This is a genomic window from Paenibacillus timonensis, from assembly GCF_022427145.1.
GTDB lineage: Bacteria > Bacillota > Bacilli > Paenibacillales > Paenibacillaceae > Fontibacillus > Fontibacillus timonensis.
In genome coordinates, this window is the sequence record NZ_JAKSXN010000003.1 from 68,929 (window position 1) to 86,536 (window position 17,608).

A 17,608-nucleotide genomic window follows, 5' to 3' on the forward strand; every position below is an offset into this window, starting at 1 on the left:
TTACATAAGGAGTGATAAAAAAAATGGATAGTTGTTGTCAATCATCCACTGACCAGTCGACAATACCTACTCAATGCCCCGTATGTCATCAAAAGGGGAAGGGTATTCAATTGATTACACTCAAGGCTATGCTTCAACCAATTGCATTAGAAATCATCCATCCAGAATGTGATTACTTTTTTTGTATTAATTCATCTTGTGAAGTTATATATTTTTGCGAATTGCAGACCTTTGAAAGAGATATGCTAAAAGTTTCGGTATATCAAAAAGACGATTCAATGGCTGTTCCTGTTTGCTACTGTTTTGGGTGGACAAGAGAACGTATAGTACAAGCGGTTAAAGAAAACCAGCAACCAATTGACCGTATACGGGAACAAGTTCAGGCAAATCGTTGTGGATGTGAGGTTAATAATCCTCAAGGTTCTTGTTGTTTAGGCAATGTCACGACGTTTATTCGAAGTCTTGACAAAAGCTAATCTCTTGTCTTCTCATTAGCAACAATTCTTATGAAAAAAGTGGAATTTAAAGATGAGTTTCTCTTTTAAGAGACAATTCATCTTTTATTTTAACTTTTTTGGAAAGTGTAATGTAAACCTGGTGCCTTGATTGATTTTACTCTCGACATGAATACTGCCGCCGTGCGCTTCTACGATGGCCTTTACGATAGCCAAACCGATTCCGGCACCGCCTGTTTTGCGATTCCGCGATTTATCTCCACGATAGAAACGCTCGAAAATATGTGGCAGCTCATCGGACGCTATGCCCGAACCCGTATCCGAAACGGTTACGTTCACTTGATCTGCAGCTTCAAAAATTCTAACATAAATTGAACCTTCGCCAGTAAATTTATAAGCGTTATTCAACAGGTTCACAAAAACTTGAATCAGTCGTCCAGCATCGCCGGTGATAACAACAGGAGTTTCTTCCTGAATGATGAGATCGATCGGTTTCTCGCTGAACTGAGCTTTTACCGTTTTTTCGGATTCTCTGATTACCTCAAGCAGTCTAACCGGTTCTTGTTTTAGCTTGAGCATCGGATTTTCGACCGCTGACAAGTTCTCCAAATCATGAATAAGCTTTACTAACCGGATAACTTGCCCATGACAAACCTCCAATTTATCGGGCGTTGCTTCCCATACACCATCTTGAAAAGCTTCAATATGGCTTTGGATCGTGGCCAGCGGTGTGCGTAATTCATGGGCGATATCGGCCGTTAAATTTTTGCGCAACTGATCTTGTTGCTCCAGTGCATCCGCTAGATGGTTTAAAGCGAGTCCCACCTCCTCGATTTCCGTTTGACGATGCGCCAGTACAACACGGGAAGACAAGTTCCCTTCCTTCATTTGAGTAGCTATTTGTTTAATGCGTAATAAAGGCCTGCTTAGGCTATTTGACATAATTACGCTAAATATCGTTACACCGGCAATGGCTAAAATAAACGCCACCCAAAGTAACGTGTTAAACAGGTTCAAAAACTGTCGGTTTTGTATTTCAAAATTGCTTGCAAGTCCCTCAATTTCGATCCTGCCAATCTTCACATGATTCTTTGTAATCTCTCGCGTTATTACTTTCGTATTTATAGTACCTTTTTCAGTCAGTGTAGAGGCATGCATCATTCTCCCCATGGATTTCGTATCCCAGATCAAATTGCCTCCGGCGTTATAAATGCTCACGTTATAGTTCCGGAGCATAGCTTGATGGGAGATAGACATTAAAGAATCCTCAGACCATCCCCTTGAACTTTCATCATAGGATCCTTCCAAATCTTCAACAATCGTATCTGCCTCTGCCTGCTGCTGGGTTTGCGTATACCTTCCAAATGAGAAAGACATGACGAGATAAACGATGACCATGATGAGCAGCAGTGAACCGAGGCTTACGCCTAGATGCGAAATTAACAGTCTTTTACGCAGTCCTCCGCTATTCATCGGGTACCCCCTGAAATTTATAACCCACCCCATAGACCGTAATAATAAACGATGGATTTTTCGGATCATCACCGATTTTTTGGCGGATGTTCTTGATATGGACATCGATCGTGCGTTCCATGCCTTCAAAATCATCACCTTGGATCAGATTAACCAGTTCGAAACGGGTAAATGCTCTTTTAGGATGTTTGGCTAAAGTTTCAAGCAATTTGAATTCAATGGGGGTAAGCTGGACGGTTTCGCCTTTAACTATTACTTCATGCCGTTCTGAATCGATGGAGAGGCGGTTCCCACCGAAAGAAATCTTTTTTTCCTGAGTCGTATATCCGGCGGACTTCGATCTTCTTAGCAAGCTGATCACTCTGGCCATCAGTTCCCGAGGGCTGAACGGCTTGACAAGATAGTCATCAGCTCCTATCAATAGACCGTGAACAAGGTCATCTTCACTGCTTTTTGCGGTCAACATGAGGATAGGTATATCCGATTTCTTTCGAATCGTTTTGCAGACATCCTCACCCGAAAGGTCCGGAAGCATTAAGTCCAAGATGACTAAGTCAGGCTGGAGATTTTCAAAAAGCCGAAGCGCCCCATACCCCGAATCTGTTTCGTAAACCAGATAATCCTGTTTCTCCAGGTAGGCTTTAATGACGTGTAGAAGGCTTGGCTCATCATCGATAATTAAAATTTTTGTCCGTTCCATACAAATCCTTTCATTAAATAAGACAAGACCTCACGTAACTCGCGAGGCCTGTCTAAATTCGTGATTAGAAGTTCATCATATTGCTGCCCATCTGAGTATTGTTCATCATACCTTTCGCACCTGAGCCACTGCCACCATGGCAGCTATTATACATCTCCCGAATTTGTTCCTCGGAAAGATCCGGGTGCATTTGTTTTGCATGCGGCAACATTTGTTCAAAGGTGCTTTGGTTATTTACTTTACCACTGTCTTCGGTACCGTTTTCGGCTGTAGCCGCGTAGGCACCTGCCGTTCCAATTCCCATAACCAAAGCCATCGTTGCGATTCCAATCCATAGTTTTTTCATTAGTATCTCCTCCTTTTGAATATAATATAAACGATAAATATGAAGAACTAATTTATACATTGTGAAGAAGTTATAAAGATCAAACCATTGTATTTAAGGTTAGACTTCTGACGATTGTAGAAAACAACTGCTCGTTTTGTTCAATAGCGAGTCCCGCTTTTTCCACATTTTCCATCGTTCTTCGATTGATGTTCGCCCCAGACAACCTCACAGTGATTGGATTAAGCAGATCCATGATTTTTCCCACAACCGGGTTATCGCTACGCATATGCTCCAATAAACGAATTTGTCCTTCCGGCTTACATACACGAGCCATTTCTTTCATCCCTTGTATAGGGTCTGGAACAGAGCAAAACACGCAGGTAGCTATTACATAATCAAAGGTATGGTCCGCAAAATCCATGTGCTCTGCATCCATTTCAATCAAATCTACCTTCATGCCGAGTTCTTCAGCGCTTAGCTTGGCGTAATTCAGCATACTGGGACTAAAATCTATTCCCGTTAATGAAACGGAAGAAGGATAGTAGGGAAGATTAGCTCCCGTACCAATGCCAACCTCCAGAATATTGCCGCTTAATCCTGATAATAAGCTGCTTCTCCAAGTTTTCATCATTTTACTGTCCATTTTGTGGAACAGAGGGGCTACGCGATTGTATCGCCTTTTTATTTTTTCGGTTTGGACCTTATTCAATTTTTTCACCTCGGATTTGAACTTAGGGAACCGATAGGAGTTAAGGTTTGTTTCTTTGCGTGAACCAATATACGATACCAATGATCGTCGCTATCACAATCATCGATAAGCAAGCCTGCCCGATGGAAAGCCCCATCTGAGTAAATGACATGCCACGAAATGAGAAAGCCGATACGATTAAACATGCCAGCCCCATAGTTATGAGAACAATGACTATAACCCAATCCGCCTTCTTCATATTCGTTCCTCCTGGTGTTCAGGCACAAAGCGGATCTCAAACCTAGTTCCGTGGCCTAACTTACTAAAGACCTTGAGTTCCCCGCCTTGCAGCTCCACCAACTTTTTAGCGATTGGCAAACCGAGCCCTGTACCACCATATTGCCGTGAGCGGGACTTCTCCACACGATAAAAACGGTCAAAGATGTACGGAATCTCATCCTCAGGGATACCCATACCGGTATCTTCCACTGCTATATAAATAAAGGAGCGGTTTTGGTCCAGTTCAACGACGATGCTGCCCTTCTCCGTATAGCGTACAGCATTTTCCAACAAGTTAAGAAGAACCTGCTCCGTTCTCAAACCGTCACCGTAAATCAATGGAATGTTGCTGTTGATCTTCGTTTGGAGAGATAAGTTCTTCTCGCCGGCTTTAAGCTTAATTTTTTGAACCGCGTTATCCGTAATTTCCGCTAAGTCAATCCACTCCAGCGACAGGCTGACTTTTCCTTCTTCCATCTTAGCCAAATCGAATAGATCATCAACGAGGTGCTGTAAACGCATGGCCTCTTCATGAATAATATCTAAATATTTATCCTTCTCCTCCTCTGTTTCATATAGACGCTTCTTGAGGACTTGTGCATATCCTTCCAAGTACGTGATCGGAGTTCGCAGCTCATGAGATATATTCGCAAAAAATTCCTGCCGGGTATCCCTATATCGCTGTAGCTCGATGGCCAGATGATTGATGGAATCCGCCAAAACACCAATTTCATCATCTCGCTGAATCGTTAATCGAGTTTCCAGCTCACCCGCGGCAATTTTCCGGGTTGCCGCTTGCATTTGCAGCATGGGTCGGGATAGGATTTTGGCGATGATCCAGGTGATTCCCAGTGCCAGTAGAAATGCCCCTAGGCCTGACAGTACCAATACGCTACGAACGGCCGTGATGGATTCATCCATATGCCCGGTTGAAGAAAGGACATAAACCGCGGCTTTAATATTTACCCCCGTGGCATCCAATACGGGTCTGGCCGCCACGAAGTAACGTTCTCCATTAGCATCGGTATGTTCAAGCTTTACGGCTTTCCCGGTAAAAAGAAGCTTCAGGTCCTTGGGTTTAATGAATGTTCGGTCCGATATTTCATAGGTTCCGGAATTTGCCAATATGTCTCCTTGTTCAGAAACAAATAAAATACTGACGTTTGAAAAATCGGCAAACTTGAGCAGCGTCTCTTCGGACAACATCTCAGGCGATTGGCTCATCGCTGTGAAGTGAGTCGTGAGTTCATTTACCTCTGTTCTCATTTCCGAGTTATAGAAATTCGTGAACATTCGATCAATCGTCAATCCTAAAGAGAGAATCACGACAACAAAAGCGACGAGAATCATCAAACCAAGCCTGAAGCCAATTTTATTCCTTCTCATTGGAAGTACCCGCTCCGTTGAACTTATACCCTACTCCCCACACCGTTTGAATCGGATTATAGCCAAGCCCTGCCTTTTGAGTCTTTTCCCGAATATTTTTGATATGAGTATCTACGACGCGAACTTCTCCCTCGTATTCGTCTCCCCAGATTAGATTCACCAACTCTTCGCGGCTGAACGCACGTTGTTCGCTTTTCGCGAGCGAGATGAATAAATCAAACTCTTTCTGTGTGAATTCAACGGAATGGTCATGGATAATAACTTCTCTACCTTCCGGTAATATTCTCAGATGGGGAAACTCTAACGCAGCCTCTTGCCGCCTGATGGATTGTGTAATCGCCGAACGGCGGATTAAGGAATAGACCCGGGCAAGCAATTCCTCAGGTTCAAATGGCTTGGTCAAATAATCGTCCGCGCCGATGCCAAGCCCGTACACTTTATCTTTCGTCTCCGAACGCGCGGTGAGCATCAAAATAGCTACATGATCCTTCTCCCGGATCTTTTTGCATACTTGCCACCCGTCCATATCCGGCAGCATAAGGTCCAGCAGAATAATGTCGAAATGATGGTTAGCCGCCATTTCCAAGGCTTCATTGCCGTTTGTAGCTTCCTTGACCTCGAACCCTTCTCGCGTTAAATAAATCCGCAAGAGATTGCGCATATTCCATTCATCATCTACAACAAGAACCTGTAGTTTTGGCACGCCGCCACCCGCCTTTACCGATTGACTCATTTTTACATAGTGATTACCTTTGTCTCTTGGTTGCGCTTAAAGAAGAAATACACCATCAAGGCCATAGAGATCAGGAAGATACTCATACTGGTCCATTGTCCGGCAGTCCAATCCAAGGCGTACCGTGGTGAATCCCCACGAAGGAATTCCAAAGAAAACCGGACCAGTGCATACATCATATTATAACTTAAAAACAGCACCCCTACGGGAAGCTTGATATTCTTCATGGCTATGAGAACTCCAAATACGATCAAATCGAGCTGACCCTCCCAAACTTCGGCCGGCCATAGCGGAACGGAACCATACCGTTCAAAAGCGATGGTACCTTCAGGGTAAACAACCCCAAAGCCTGTCCCAGTCGGAGCTCCAAACGCATCACCATTTAGGAAGCAGGCAATCCGGCCTACGGCCTGACCTAATATGATGGCAGGAGCCACAATATCGGCGAGTTCCCAAAACGAAATTTTATTTTTCCAGGTATAAACAGCCGTTGTCAGGAATCCGCCAACCAATGCTCCCTGTATGGCGATTCCGCCATTCCAGATGGCAAAAATCTCAGATAAATGGTTCGAGTAGTATCCCCATTGAAAAAAGAACACATGCCATATTCTGGCTCCTAGAATGGCACCAAGAAGTACATAGAACACCAGATTAAAGATATGTTTTTGATATTGCGTCCCTCTAGCTAAATAATACGCCATGCCCACGGCAAGCAATACAGCCAAACCCACTACGACGCCATAGGATCTAAGGGAGAATCCCCCGATTTCAAATAAAATTACTCTCACGTCACTATCCCCTTATTATTATGGAGTAACACTAATTCCATTTGGCGTTGTGCCTACTTTAATCGTTGTAATCACTTTATTGGTTTCATTGTCGATCACGGTTACAGTGTTATCGAACAAGTTTGTCACATATATTTTACTGTTATCCGGGCTCACTACCACGCCATGCGCCCCTTTGCCCGTCTCGATCGTGGCAATGACCTGATTTGTAGCCAGGTCAATTTTCGAGATACTATTTGATGGATTTTGTTCGGTACCTTGATTCGCAATAATCGCATACTTGTTGTCGGATGGAATATACACCTGCGCAGGACCGTTACCGACAGGTACTTTGATCATTTCTCGGTAGCTAAGTCCACAATTGCGGCTGCATTCTCTGCGTTTAAAGGAACGACCAGGGTTTTACCGTCACTCGTTACGCCAGTCGTTACAGGCGTGCTACCGACCTTGATCTTTTTCTCCTCAACCATGGTCTGCAAGTTCAACACACTAACGGTGTCTTCGCTCATATTTGCCACATAGGCAAATTTACTGTCCGCCGACACTCTAAAACCATGAGGGCCTTTTCCTGCTGGAATCGTTCCCACCGTTTGAAACGTCTTGGCATCCAGTACCGTTACATTATTTCCTTCATTATTGGTAACCAGAACATTTTTCCCATCCATCGTAAAAACGAGATGAGCCGGGTGGATACCTACTTCGACTTTCTTGACGAGTTCGTCTGAAACCGTGTCATAAAAATAGGCATAACCGCTCATTTCATGATCGCCATCTTCGCCATGTCCGCCCTCTTGATCTTCCGCCTCCGACATTCCTTCCATGTCCGACATTGATGGAACAACCGTAGCTCCTACCAATTTCCCGTCGGGAGAGACCTGGACATTATGAACGGCCCCTTCAACCTTAATGGTCTGCAGGACTTGATTTGAAGTTGCATCTATCTTAGTAACACTTCCCCCTTCATCGGCAGTGTAAAAAAACGCCGGCGCAACATTTTGTGAAATTGGGGCTTCAGCTTTGTTTTCAGAGTTATTCGTGGTTTGATTTGGTTGTGCAGCATTGTTATTCTGTTGTGCAGCATTGTTATTCTGTTGTGCAGTACCACAGGCAGTAATACCAATGGCTAAAACCGCTACAGAGAGCGTTATCATCCAGTTTCTTTTCATGTTATTTATCCCCCTAAATTTATTTATTCTCATTTTTATATTTATCCCCAAAAAATATAGTGAGCGTGCTCACTATATTTCTCGATTCAGTTACTCACTCCAGGATAAAGAAACCGTTTCTCCATTGGGTCCGTCAATTTTCATTTCGACCTGAGAGGCTTGCTCTGTTTTTGGAAACCAGGCCAAATAAAAAGGATGGTGTGAGTCGTTGCTTACGGAAACCAACCGAGAAGGAGACACATATTTACCATTTAAGCCTTGCAGGCTAATCCTCTGCTCATTTAACAAATCAGAAATATCGCCAGAATGAGCAGCTAATGAAATTCCATAGATATCATTTTGTTGAAAATCCTCCGCTTTGATATCCGTAAAATTCGGATCATTCCCAAGGTCAGTTGCCTTTAACCTTTGCACCGTGATTTGAGCCGAGCCAAGCGTTCCCTCCTGAACGGATGGATCCGGACTAATGTCAGGGGCGGTTACGTTCGAAGCTTGGACAGGAACAATGATATCTTCCAGCGATATTTCATGCGGTTCGGAACCTACCGGAATTATGGCTACGACCTTTCTGTCTTCTCGGTTGATCTTTACGATATCGTTCGATTGCCGATTTGAGACAAAAGCCCATACCCCATCAGGTGAAAAGCCTACGTGATTTGCATAGGAACCCGTTGAAATCGTCGCTAAAACACGAAAGTTGTCCGTATTGATCACTGTGACATCGTTCGATTTGTTATTGCTGACCCACAATTCTTTTCCGTCTGGGGAGACAGTTACCCCATGAGGAGCCTCTCCCGCTTCAATATCCTTGATCACTTGCATGGTTTTCATATCGATGACAGACACCGTATTCGACTCTACATTGGCAGCAAAAGCATATCGCGAATCCGGCATAACCGCCACCTCGTTAGGTACTTTCCCGACAGCGATGGTTTTGACGACTTTTGCCGTTGTTGCGTCTACGATGGAAATCGTGTCATCGTTCACATTAGCTGTCCATACCTCTGAGCCATCCGCAGTCACTGCAACATGCGCCGGACCTTCTCCCGTCTCAACCAGAGATTTAAGCTCAAAATTAGCCGTATCCACAATGGCCAACTTCCCACCCGTTTTACCAAGCCCCGGATTAAGCGATACGTATAAATTTTGACCGTCCGGATTTATATCGATGCCATGAACGCCTTCATCAAAAGAAAGTTCCTTTATTTTCTTTTTGGTTTTGGTATCGATAGCTATCAACGTTTTACCTTCAAAGCCAGTGCCAGCGTAGAGTACTTTTTGGTCCAGGCTTAGTGCAATACCATGGGAAGCTTGATCTGTTCCCAATTTAATGGTGTCCACTGTTTTTCCTTGTTCATAATCAACAACGGAAATGGTTCCATCTCCGGCGTTTGGCACATAAAAAACAGAAGTAGAATCTGCTTTTCCTTCCGGCTGTTTTACAAAAAGCCACGTACCAATAACAATAAATAGGAAGAGGAAGAGCGCTATTCCCCCCCATCGGTATTTTTTCTTCAAAATTCTTTCACTCCATGTATTGTTATATTTGTTAATGTCGCTTCTTTCCCATCATCGGCATCAAAAGCAGGTGCGACAATGGGCAAATCAGCAGGAGTAAGAATGGAATAATATTATCCGTTGAGCCATTCGCTCGATTAATAAGCAAGACTACTACGAATAAGACAATGGGCAGAACACAACATAATAACATCATCCAATTTCGTTTTTTGGAATGGTTGGAATGCTCCCTGCCAACACGATCATTCTCATCATGGTTGTGATTAGCACAGCAATTCATGTTCGTCCCTCCTTACTTATATTTGATACTCGAATCAGTTTATTTGGATATATTTTGAATTTCTTGCTTCATTTTCTCGTTTTGCGCTTTTAGTTCGTTAAGCTGTGCTTGAATCGCCTGGTCATTTGATGAATGGTTCGAATGAGAGCCGTGACCGTGACCTTTCATGCCAAACATCATAAATACCATCATTAACGGACAAGCCAACAATAATAGCCAAGTCCAATCCATTTTTGTTCCTCCTTTGTAATTTCAATCATTTGATAAGTACATTGTATAAAGGGATTGTGTAGAAACCGTGTGGAAAGAGTGCAATTTCAATGTACTATTAAAATCGCGAATCAACATGATCATCTCCTCCGTGTAATAAAAACTAGTTGGTATGGAGGGGACATAAGGAAGGATTGGGTATGCGATACTCCAGCCTAAGATGCAACTGACAAGAGTATAAAGCGATACATCCATAAGAGCATCTACTAAGGTGGCGTAAAAAACAGTCACATCGAAGGAAGCATGTAGATAAAAATTGCTGATTGCGATATTGTTCTAAAAAATAGACAAGCCCGTAATCACATACGGGCTTGTCTATTTTTTAGTGATTATCGTCAATCATTTCAAGATAACTCTGCTTGCTAACTACTCGACGAGCTGTCACATATTTAGTTTTGTAATACTTCTCGGATAGGTTGCTGATCCGGACGCCCTTACTGCTGGAAGAATGGGCAAATTGATTATTACCTACATAAATGCCTGCGTGGGATATTCCGCGACCGCTGGTATTGAAAAATACCAGATCTCCTGGGCGCAAATCCTCTTTAGCTACAGCCTCGCCCTGCTTGGCTTGCGATGCTGAGGTACGCGGCAAATCCAGATTAAACTTATTAAACACATACAAAATAAATCCTGAGCAATCAAATCCATCCACTGTTGTTCCGCCATAAAGGTAAGGTGTTCCAACGACTTCATCGATTTCCGCATTAAGTTGTACCTGATTAGCAAAGGCACCCGTTGCCGTAGTAGTAGACAACACCATTGCTCCGAGCAGCGACAAAATGACTTTCTTCAGAAACTTGTTCCCCCTTAGATGCCTACGAAGTTAGCTTTAGGGTTCGGGTTAAGGTTCCCCTATATTCTTTTCATTCAAGAATAATTCACCCAAAGATGGTTCCCCCGTTTTCAGAACGAAATTCGGCAAAATTAGTTAAAATTTTGTAACCATAAATAATGTAGTCGATCAGAGCATATATTGTCAACGCTATTTAAAAATAAAGATAAAATTTTGTCTTTTTTACTTCTTCACTGCTCTGCCATGTTACGATTTTCCTCACTTCCATCATTTCTTCGGTCAATGCTTAATATATCCGAATCCCTAGACCTGAATTTTCCGGGCACTAAAAGAACGAAAAAGAAAGAAAATAGTAACAGTATTGTAACAACTGTTTTAACATGTGGATCTTCAATCATCTTAAATCCATAGCCAGCCATAGACTCTAGAAGTATGGACGGAGCTTTTCCGATGCCTGTACCGAGAAGATAGATAGGGATACGTACTTCTGATATTACACTCATGACTGTAACCAGGGCGGAAGGCATATATGGAATAATTCTGGCAATCAAAACCGTTAGAAACTGCCTGAGAGGGCGCATTCGCTGTATACGGAGGAACCACAACTTTCATTGAAAGATACTTCTCCTCTAGTTTGAGTGCCCCTTTTCGGTATAACAAATAGGAAACAATCGCACCGGCCATTTCACCGATCCAAGATACGAAAAAACCTGGAATCCCCCCAAAAACTAAGACATTAGCCATCGTGAGAAAAACGGACGGGATTACCCCCAGAATGCTGATGACCACATTAAGGATGATGCTAAGGAGGTACGCTCCAATCCCCCACCTTGCCAACCATTCCGCAACATTTTCTGCTTGCAACATTGCCAGACTCGCTCCCAATACTTACGTTATTTTTTCCGCATTATGCAAAAAGGCTGTATGGATCAAATGAAACGATCCTATGCAGCCTTTCACGTTTACTTCAGGTTAGTGATTCATCCCGGGCATATCACTCGTAGTACCGTTCATTCCGCCCATACTTCCATGATCCATCCCTGATGCCGATACAATCTCCAGCATGGTATCAATTTGCCCCTGGGCTTCGGCAGAAATGGATGCTTGAGCGCCAATCAGCCAGGCATGGTTATAGGGTCCCTCTGTTGGAGATTTCTTATATTTGGGCTGAACAGACATCACGTAAGACATCACCGAATCCGGCATACTGTCCTTGGTTGTCCATAGAAGCGGTGCATGCTTGCCCAAGTGAGAAAAAGGGGCACCCGCAATGGCAAGCTTTGGAGTATCCAGATTTACAAACGAAAAGTTATGTCCGGGTGTTGTAATTCCCCAACCAAATCCGGTCGCTTTATCCTTATATTGAGCAAAGGCAACAGCGTTTGCATACGGATCACCGCCAGCAATACGTACAACTTTGCCATATTGCTTAAGCCTGGTGGCTACATTCTGCGAAATGACAGATTCAGGTCCCAAAATGTAAATGTTAGCTTTCCCATTACGGGTTTTTAAGGCATCGATTGTTTCCTGAGGGATCTGGTCTTTCTGAACATACAAGAGAGGCTCAGGCATATGAGCGATCCAGTTGATTGCCGGCATCGAATACTCTTGGCTATCCATCGATCCAATGATGACGGAAGAAGGATTTTCTCCCGCTACTTTTGCGTAATAGGCATCAATTGCTTTGGCAAGAGCCGCAGGGTTATCGGCTGTAAGTTTGTCCGTTTTGAACCCAAGTTCCTTTACCTGATCCTCAACTTGTTGATCGAAGTTGCCAACCAAAATTACCTGAACTCCTCCGTTACTCTCCACGCCTTTCGGCTTTAATCTTTTCATCTCATTTGCGGTGGCCTCGGGAATACCCTCCCGATTGCCGAACAAAATGGGGCCATTGCTTGGATGGTGGATCAAATCGGCACTAACGAGGGCATTTTGCCAGTCATCGGCAGATGTAAGGATAATACTGCCCGGGCGGTTATCCTCACTGGTTGCCATCCATAGCGTTCGTGATACCGAAACAGCCGCTTCCACGGGATCATCCGCGTTAATCCGCGTCGTATTCTTTGAGGAAATCCATGGAGTCACGACTTTTACTTCGGTAACTGTTGTATTGCTTGATGCTTGAGTGGGATTTTCCGTTTTGGCCGCATTGTTGTTTCCTGGATTCGTGCAAGCCGATAAAACGAACACCGTAGCTAAAACAGCTACTCCGATTTGCATTGATTTCTTCATAAGCTCCTCCTGAGAATTCTCATTATTTTCTAATTATAGTTACTAAGTGATACCTATTTTAAACAAAAAACTTGTGGAAAGTATGTGGTTTTTATGGAGACCCCGTTTAATTATTCACTTTTTCGCTTCCAAATATTACGCCTAAACAAACCCTAAAATCCTGTGTTAGGATGACGACAGTTTCACAAAAAAACATCAGGAGGAAATTCAGCATGAAGAAATCTTTAGCAATTTTAATGGTATCTGCTTCTCTGGTATTTAGTCCGTTTGGCGCTCCAACGACTCATGCATCAAGCGACATTCCTGCACAAGCTAAAGCAACAGTAAGCAGTGTGCGGGAAAATGTCATCGCAAAAGGGATGAAATATTTAGGAACCCCTTACGAGTTCGGGTCCAGCCGAAGCAACACGAAAACGTTCGACTGTTCCGACTTTGTAAGACAAGCCTATCTGGAAGGAGCAGGAATCAAGCTGCCGTCCAACTCAAGAACTCAGGGAGCTTATATCAAGAAAAACGGCACCTATACAACGAACTGGAAAAACCTCAAGCGAGGAGACATTATGTTCTTCATGTCTTACAGAGGCAGCAAAGCTTCTGACTACAAAGGGGTTAATAAAAGTACTGCCCGCATCACTCATAACGGGATTTATCTTGGAAACGGGAAAATCCTACAAACTTATTCCAAGGAATCGGGCGGCGTTCGCATCGATAATATTGAGGGCACGCAATGGGAAAAGCGCTTTCTTTTTGGGGGAAGTGTATTGAAATAGCATAACAAGCCAGCGAGGCATCATCTTGCTGGCTCGTGCTTCGAATTACATTAAAATTGATTAACCACAGTTTTCATTTTTTTTACTTTTTTTCAATATTTTGATCGAATCTTCAGATATCAGTTACCTTTTTCTGCTGATTATACAAGTACGCTTCCGATGCAACACCGCATATCATCACTATTCCACCATGACAGATGCAACTTTAAACCGAGAGCCTCCGAGGTGTTTACCTCTTGTAAGCTAATAATCGCAGGGCATTAAATACAACTAATAGCGTCGAACCTTCATGAATAAGCACAGCTAATCCAATGCCCGCAAACCCGAAAATCGTAGCCGGAATAAGAAGTGAAGTAACTCCAAGACTCGCCCACAGGTTTTGCTTAATAATTTTTTTGCTTTTTCGACTCAGTCCAATGGCAAAGGGAAGATCGCCCAAATTATCGGCCATTAGTGCAATATCCGCCGTTTCCAAGGCGACATCGGAGCCGACAGCGCCCATGGCAATCCCCACCGTACTTTTGGCCATCGCCGGGGCGTCATTCACCCCATCTCCCACCATAGCTACCTTGCTCTCCTGCTGCTTGAGCCTGTTTATAGATTCCACTTTATCCTCCGGAAGCAAACCACCCCAAGCATCCGTTAACCCAATATTTTGGGCCACCGCATCCGCTACCTGCTGATTGTCGCCAGTGATCATAATCATACGCTTAATCCCGATTTCTTTTAGCCGCGAGATCACGTGCTTGGCCTCTTTCTTCGGGATATCCATCAATCCAATGATACCCAAGAAAGAATTTCCTTTCTTTACGATCATCGATGTATTGCCGCCTTCTTCGAGTTTTTTCAGATTTGCAACCAATTCATCGGGAAGTGAAGCGGAAAGTTCTGTTTCAAACAGACTTTTGTTGCCAATAAACACAGTTTCTCCTTTCCATTCCGCTTTTACGCCTTTGCCGGTCACGGACTGCAGATTTGCGGCCTCCGCCACTCCTTGCACTTTACTCTCGCCAAGCTTTTCTTGAACCCCCCTTACGACCGCCATAGCAAGCGGATGATCGCTCAACTTCTCCACGGCTGCAGCAGTTAAGAGAAGTTCTTCCGGGTCAATATTTCCATAAGGAATCACTTCCGTCAGTTTTGGTTTCCCTTCTGTTAAAGTACCTGTCTTATCGAAAGCGAGAGCTGTAAGCTCACCCAGGTCTTCAAGCGGTCCTCCGCCTTTGACCAGCACGCCTTCCCGGGCGGCCCTTGCGATGCCGCTAAGTACAGCGCTAGGCGTTGAAATAGCCAAAGCGCAAGGACTCGCCGCAACAAGCACCGCCATAGCCCTGTAAAAACTGTCCGAAAAACGCTCCTCCACGACCAGAAAAGCCAAGAGCAACAGTCCAACTAAAATTAATACACTGGGTACAAAATATTTCTCAAACTTATCAGTAAATTGTTGAGTCGGGGACTTTTGGGCCTCCGAATCACTTACGAGTTTGATTACCCGCGCCAAGGTAGAATCATTGGCTTCTTTGATCACTCTCACTTCAAGTACGTTCGAACCATTTATTGTACCGGAAAACACCTTGTGCTCAGGAGGTATTTTAGCAACATCCTTGAAATCGAAAGGAGGTCCCTCAAAGGGCCGTTTATCAACCGGAACACTCTCACCGGTAATGGGCGCTTGATTAACACTGCTGCTTCCCTTGATCACGACGCCATCCGCGGAAATTTTACTGTTGGGTTTGACGATGATGATGTCGCCCACACGCAGCTCCTCAATGGGTACTTCCGCCTGCTGTTCCCCTCTTCTCACGATACCTGTTTTAGGCGCAAGATCCGCCAGCGCCTTAATGGATTTTCGAGCCTTGTTTATGGCAAAATGCTCCAACGCATGTCCTAAGCTGAATAAAAATAATAGTAGTGCTCCTTCTGCCCACTCGCCCAGGAATCCCGCACCGATTGCAGCCAAGAGCATCAAAAAGTCGATCTCAAAACCGCCCTTCCTTAATGATTCCAAAGCTTCTTTTGCCGTAAAAAAACCTCCGAAAAAATAAGCTCCCAAATAAAGGACCAAGCTAATCCAGCCCGAAATATGCTCGATGAAGCCCAATAAGAATCCAATGCCCAGAAGCACGCCGCATAATATTGAGAAAATCAATTCCGTATTGGCACCAAAAATACCTTGGTTGAAATGCTCGCTCTTATTTTCAGACGATGAATTATCATGAGTTGCGGTCTCCATAAATTGGCCTCCTAAAGTAAAAACAAAGCAAGATCTCTTATGTTTAAGAAAAGTATGTCCGACAATCCGACGGGCCATTCATATGGGAGTTTTACAAGCCCTAAGTAAGAAAAAAATCGACCAATTTCACCAGGGAACGGTCGATTTTAACGAGTTCTTATTCTAACAAGCGGTTCACAAATTCAAAGCAGCATTTTTCTGAAATATTTCTCAAGTACTGAATTTTGCAGAATATTCAATCTATTCAATACTATAGATACCGCATCGGATCTACCGGTTTGCCGTCAATACGCACCTCAAAATGCAGATGGGGCCCGGTAGAGTTGCCGGTACTGCCGACCTCTGCGATTTTTTGTCCGCGCTTCACCGCTTGTCCCTTCTCCACCTTGATGCCGTTATTGCGGATATGGGGGTAGAGGGTCCAAAGGTTATCGCCGTGATCTATAACGACCGTATTCCCGTACCCGCTCCACCATTCGGCGACAATCACGACGCCATCGTCGGCAGCCCGAATTTCAGTACCTTCCTTGGCCGCCATGTCCACGCCGTTGTGTTTCTTGATTTTCCCCGTTATCGGATGCACCCGGGTACCGTAATTCGACGATATGCGCGCGCCCGAAACCGGGAATGCCATGGCCCCGCCGCTGCTTTGAAAACTGCCGTTGCTTGAACGCTTGTACGAATATACTTGCTGCGCTGCCAGCTTATTCTTCTCCTTCTGCAGTGCGGCCCGTTTCGTGGCAAGCTCCACCAGCAGAGCATCCTGCTCTTCCGAAATAACCTCCGATTCATCGAGGTCGGAATTATATTTTGCGATCAGTTCCTGCTTTTCCTTCTCTTTTCGTTCCAAAATACTTTTGCGAGATTCGGCGTCGGCGTAGAGCACCTTTATTTTGGCATAGTCCGCTCCCAATTGCTTCTGCTGTTTTTCGATTGACGCTTTATTCTTTTTGTGCTCCGCCAACAAAACGCGGTCCTGGTTGACAAGAGCCTGCAGCATGCTGGCGCGCTCCAAAAAGTCCGCGAAGCTGGTCGATGACAGCAGCACGTCCAAGTAAGAAACCGTTCCGTCCGTGTACATCAAACGAACCCGGGAGTCAAGCCAATCTTGGCGCTCTTCAATCCGGGCCATCGTTTCATTCAAATTTTCCGAGGTTTGTCGCAGAGCTTCCTCCGTTTTATCGATATCGGCTGTGATCCGGGTCAGCTCCGTACTCACCGCTTTCATCTCGTTCATGACCTGCTGCAAATATTGCTGGTTTTTGTTCACATAATGCTGGGCTTCCTGCTTCTGCTGCTCCGCACTTTCCCGCTTCTGCTCGGCTTGTCTAGCCCGCTCCTGCAGCTGTTGCAGCTCCTTGTCAAGCTGGCTGATGCTATTGGCATTACCGATAAGAGCCGGCTGGGTCAAAAAAGCGGCCAAAGCCGCAAGCGTAGCCCGAACGATCCATTTCTTCATCTCGTTTCCCCTGTCCCCAAAATACACTACAATAGGTAGTTTAATTGACAACAT

18 protein-coding genes, 1 pseudogene and 1 riboswitch are annotated in these 17,608 nt (G+C 44.4%); of the genes and pseudogenes, 2 read left to right on the plus strand and 17 right to left on the minus strand.

Annotated features, from left to right (window positions below):
- Positions 1-23 precede the first annotated feature (23 nt).
- Positions 24-476, plus strand: a complete 453-nt coding sequence (locus MJ257_RS01885) for a putative iron-sulfur cluster-binding metallochaperone (protein WP_127575659.1) — start codon at positions 24-26, stop codon at positions 474-476.
- A gap of 84 nt (positions 477-560) precedes the next feature.
- Here MJ257_RS01885 and MJ257_RS01890 read toward each other — a convergent pair whose 3' ends face one another.
- From MJ257_RS01890 to MJ257_RS01960, 15 genes and pseudogenes are all read right to left on the minus strand, one after another.
- Positions 561-1,928: a sensor histidine kinase gene (locus MJ257_RS01890; RefSeq protein WP_127575660.1), complete on the minus strand. Its 1,368-nt coding sequence runs from the start codon at positions 1,926-1,928 to the stop codon at positions 561-563.
- On the minus strand, positions 1,921-2,628 hold the full coding sequence (locus MJ257_RS01895; protein WP_127575661.1) for a response regulator transcription factor: 708 nt from the start codon (positions 2,626-2,628) through the stop codon (positions 1,921-1,923). Before MJ257_RS01895 ends, MJ257_RS01890 begins: the two co-directional genes overlap by 8 nt.
- Before the next feature lie 64 nt (positions 2,629-2,692).
- Positions 2,693-2,974 (minus strand): FAD/FMN-containing dehydrogenase, encoded by a 282-nt coding sequence (locus MJ257_RS01900; RefSeq protein WP_240267650.1) that lies wholly within the window; start codon positions 2,972-2,974, stop codon positions 2,693-2,695.
- 79 nt (positions 2,975-3,053) lie between these two features.
- Positions 3,054-3,599, minus strand: a complete 546-nt coding sequence (locus MJ257_RS01905; protein ID WP_308193141.1) for a class I SAM-dependent methyltransferase — start codon at positions 3,597-3,599, stop codon at positions 3,054-3,056.
- A 106-nt stretch (positions 3,600-3,705) separates the two neighbouring features.
- Positions 3,706-3,903 carry a hypothetical protein gene (locus MJ257_RS01910; protein ID WP_164744112.1) on the minus strand — a complete coding sequence of 66 codons (198 nt, stop codon included), beginning with the start codon at positions 3,901-3,903 and terminating at the stop codon, positions 3,706-3,708.
- Positions 3,900-5,309, minus strand: a complete 1,410-nt coding sequence (locus tag MJ257_RS01915) for a sensor histidine kinase (protein WP_009224861.1) — start codon at positions 5,307-5,309, stop codon at positions 3,900-3,902. Before MJ257_RS01915 ends, MJ257_RS01910 begins: the two co-directional genes overlap by 4 nt.
- Positions 5,296-6,042: a response regulator transcription factor gene (locus tag MJ257_RS01920; RefSeq protein ID WP_009224860.1), complete on the minus strand. Its 747-nt coding sequence runs from the start codon at positions 6,040-6,042 to the stop codon at positions 5,296-5,298. Before MJ257_RS01920 ends, MJ257_RS01915 begins: the two co-directional genes overlap by 14 nt.
- Positions 6,043-6,044: 2 nt before the next feature.
- The gene (gene lgt, locus MJ257_RS01925; protein ID WP_009224859.1) at positions 6,045-6,830 is read right to left on the minus strand and encodes a prolipoprotein diacylglyceryl transferase; all 786 of its coding nucleotides are present in this window, start codon (positions 6,828-6,830) and stop codon (positions 6,045-6,047) included.
- 18 nt (positions 6,831-6,848) lie between these two features.
- A pseudogene (locus MJ257_RS01935) lies at positions 6,849-7,981 on the minus strand (YncE family protein).
- A 105-nt stretch (positions 7,982-8,086) separates the two neighbouring features.
- The gene (locus MJ257_RS01940; protein ID WP_240267653.1) at positions 8,087-9,514 is read right to left on the minus strand and encodes a YncE family protein; all 1,428 of its coding nucleotides are present in this window, start codon (positions 9,512-9,514) and stop codon (positions 8,087-8,089) included.
- A gap of 31 nt (positions 9,515-9,545) precedes the next feature.
- Positions 9,546-9,794 carry a DUF2933 domain-containing protein gene (locus tag MJ257_RS24940; RefSeq protein ID WP_372489730.1) on the minus strand — a complete coding sequence of 83 codons (249 nt, stop codon included), beginning with the start codon at positions 9,792-9,794 and terminating at the stop codon, positions 9,546-9,548.
- Positions 9,795-9,833: 39 nt separating this feature from the next.
- Positions 9,834-10,025 carry a DUF2933 domain-containing protein gene (locus MJ257_RS01945; protein ID WP_240267654.1) on the minus strand — a complete coding sequence of 64 codons (192 nt, stop codon included), beginning with the start codon at positions 10,023-10,025 and terminating at the stop codon, positions 9,834-9,836.
- Positions 10,026-10,386: 361 nt separating this feature from the next.
- Positions 10,387-10,860, minus strand: a complete 474-nt coding sequence (locus MJ257_RS01950) for a C40 family peptidase (protein ID WP_240267705.1) — start codon at positions 10,858-10,860, stop codon at positions 10,387-10,389.
- 4 nt (positions 10,861-10,864) lie between these two features.
- A riboswitch (cyclic di-AMP (ydaO/yuaA leader) is annotated at positions 10,865-10,998 on the minus strand.
- Positions 10,999-11,259: 261 nt separating this feature from the next.
- Positions 11,260-11,727 (minus strand): TVP38/TMEM64 family protein, encoded by a 468-nt coding sequence (locus MJ257_RS01955; protein WP_240267655.1) that lies wholly within the window; start codon positions 11,725-11,727, stop codon positions 11,260-11,262.
- A 105-nt stretch (positions 11,728-11,832) separates the two neighbouring features.
- Positions 11,833-13,092: a cell wall-binding repeat-containing protein gene (locus MJ257_RS01960; protein WP_240267656.1), complete on the minus strand. Its 1,260-nt coding sequence runs from the start codon at positions 13,090-13,092 to the stop codon at positions 11,833-11,835.
- 212 nt (positions 13,093-13,304) lie between these two features.
- Here MJ257_RS01960 and MJ257_RS01965 point away from each other — a divergent pair, with 212 nt between their 5' ends.
- A complete protein-coding gene (locus MJ257_RS01965; protein WP_308193142.1) occupies positions 13,305-13,862 on the plus strand; it encodes a C40 family peptidase in 558 nt (185 codons plus the stop codon).
- A 229-nt stretch (positions 13,863-14,091) separates the two neighbouring features.
- Here the strand turns inward: MJ257_RS01965 and MJ257_RS01970 are convergent, their stop codons facing one another.
- Together MJ257_RS01970 and MJ257_RS01975 are read right to left on the minus strand one after the other, a co-directional pair.
- On the minus strand, positions 14,092-16,095 hold the full coding sequence (locus tag MJ257_RS01970; protein ID WP_240267657.1) for a heavy metal translocating P-type ATPase: 2,004 nt from the start codon (positions 16,093-16,095) through the stop codon (positions 14,092-14,094).
- Positions 16,096-16,345: 250 nt separating this feature from the next.
- Positions 16,346-17,554, minus strand: a complete 1,209-nt coding sequence (locus MJ257_RS01975) for a murein hydrolase activator EnvC family protein (protein WP_240267658.1) — start codon at positions 17,552-17,554, stop codon at positions 16,346-16,348.
- Between the last annotated feature and the right edge of the window lie 54 nt (positions 17,555-17,608).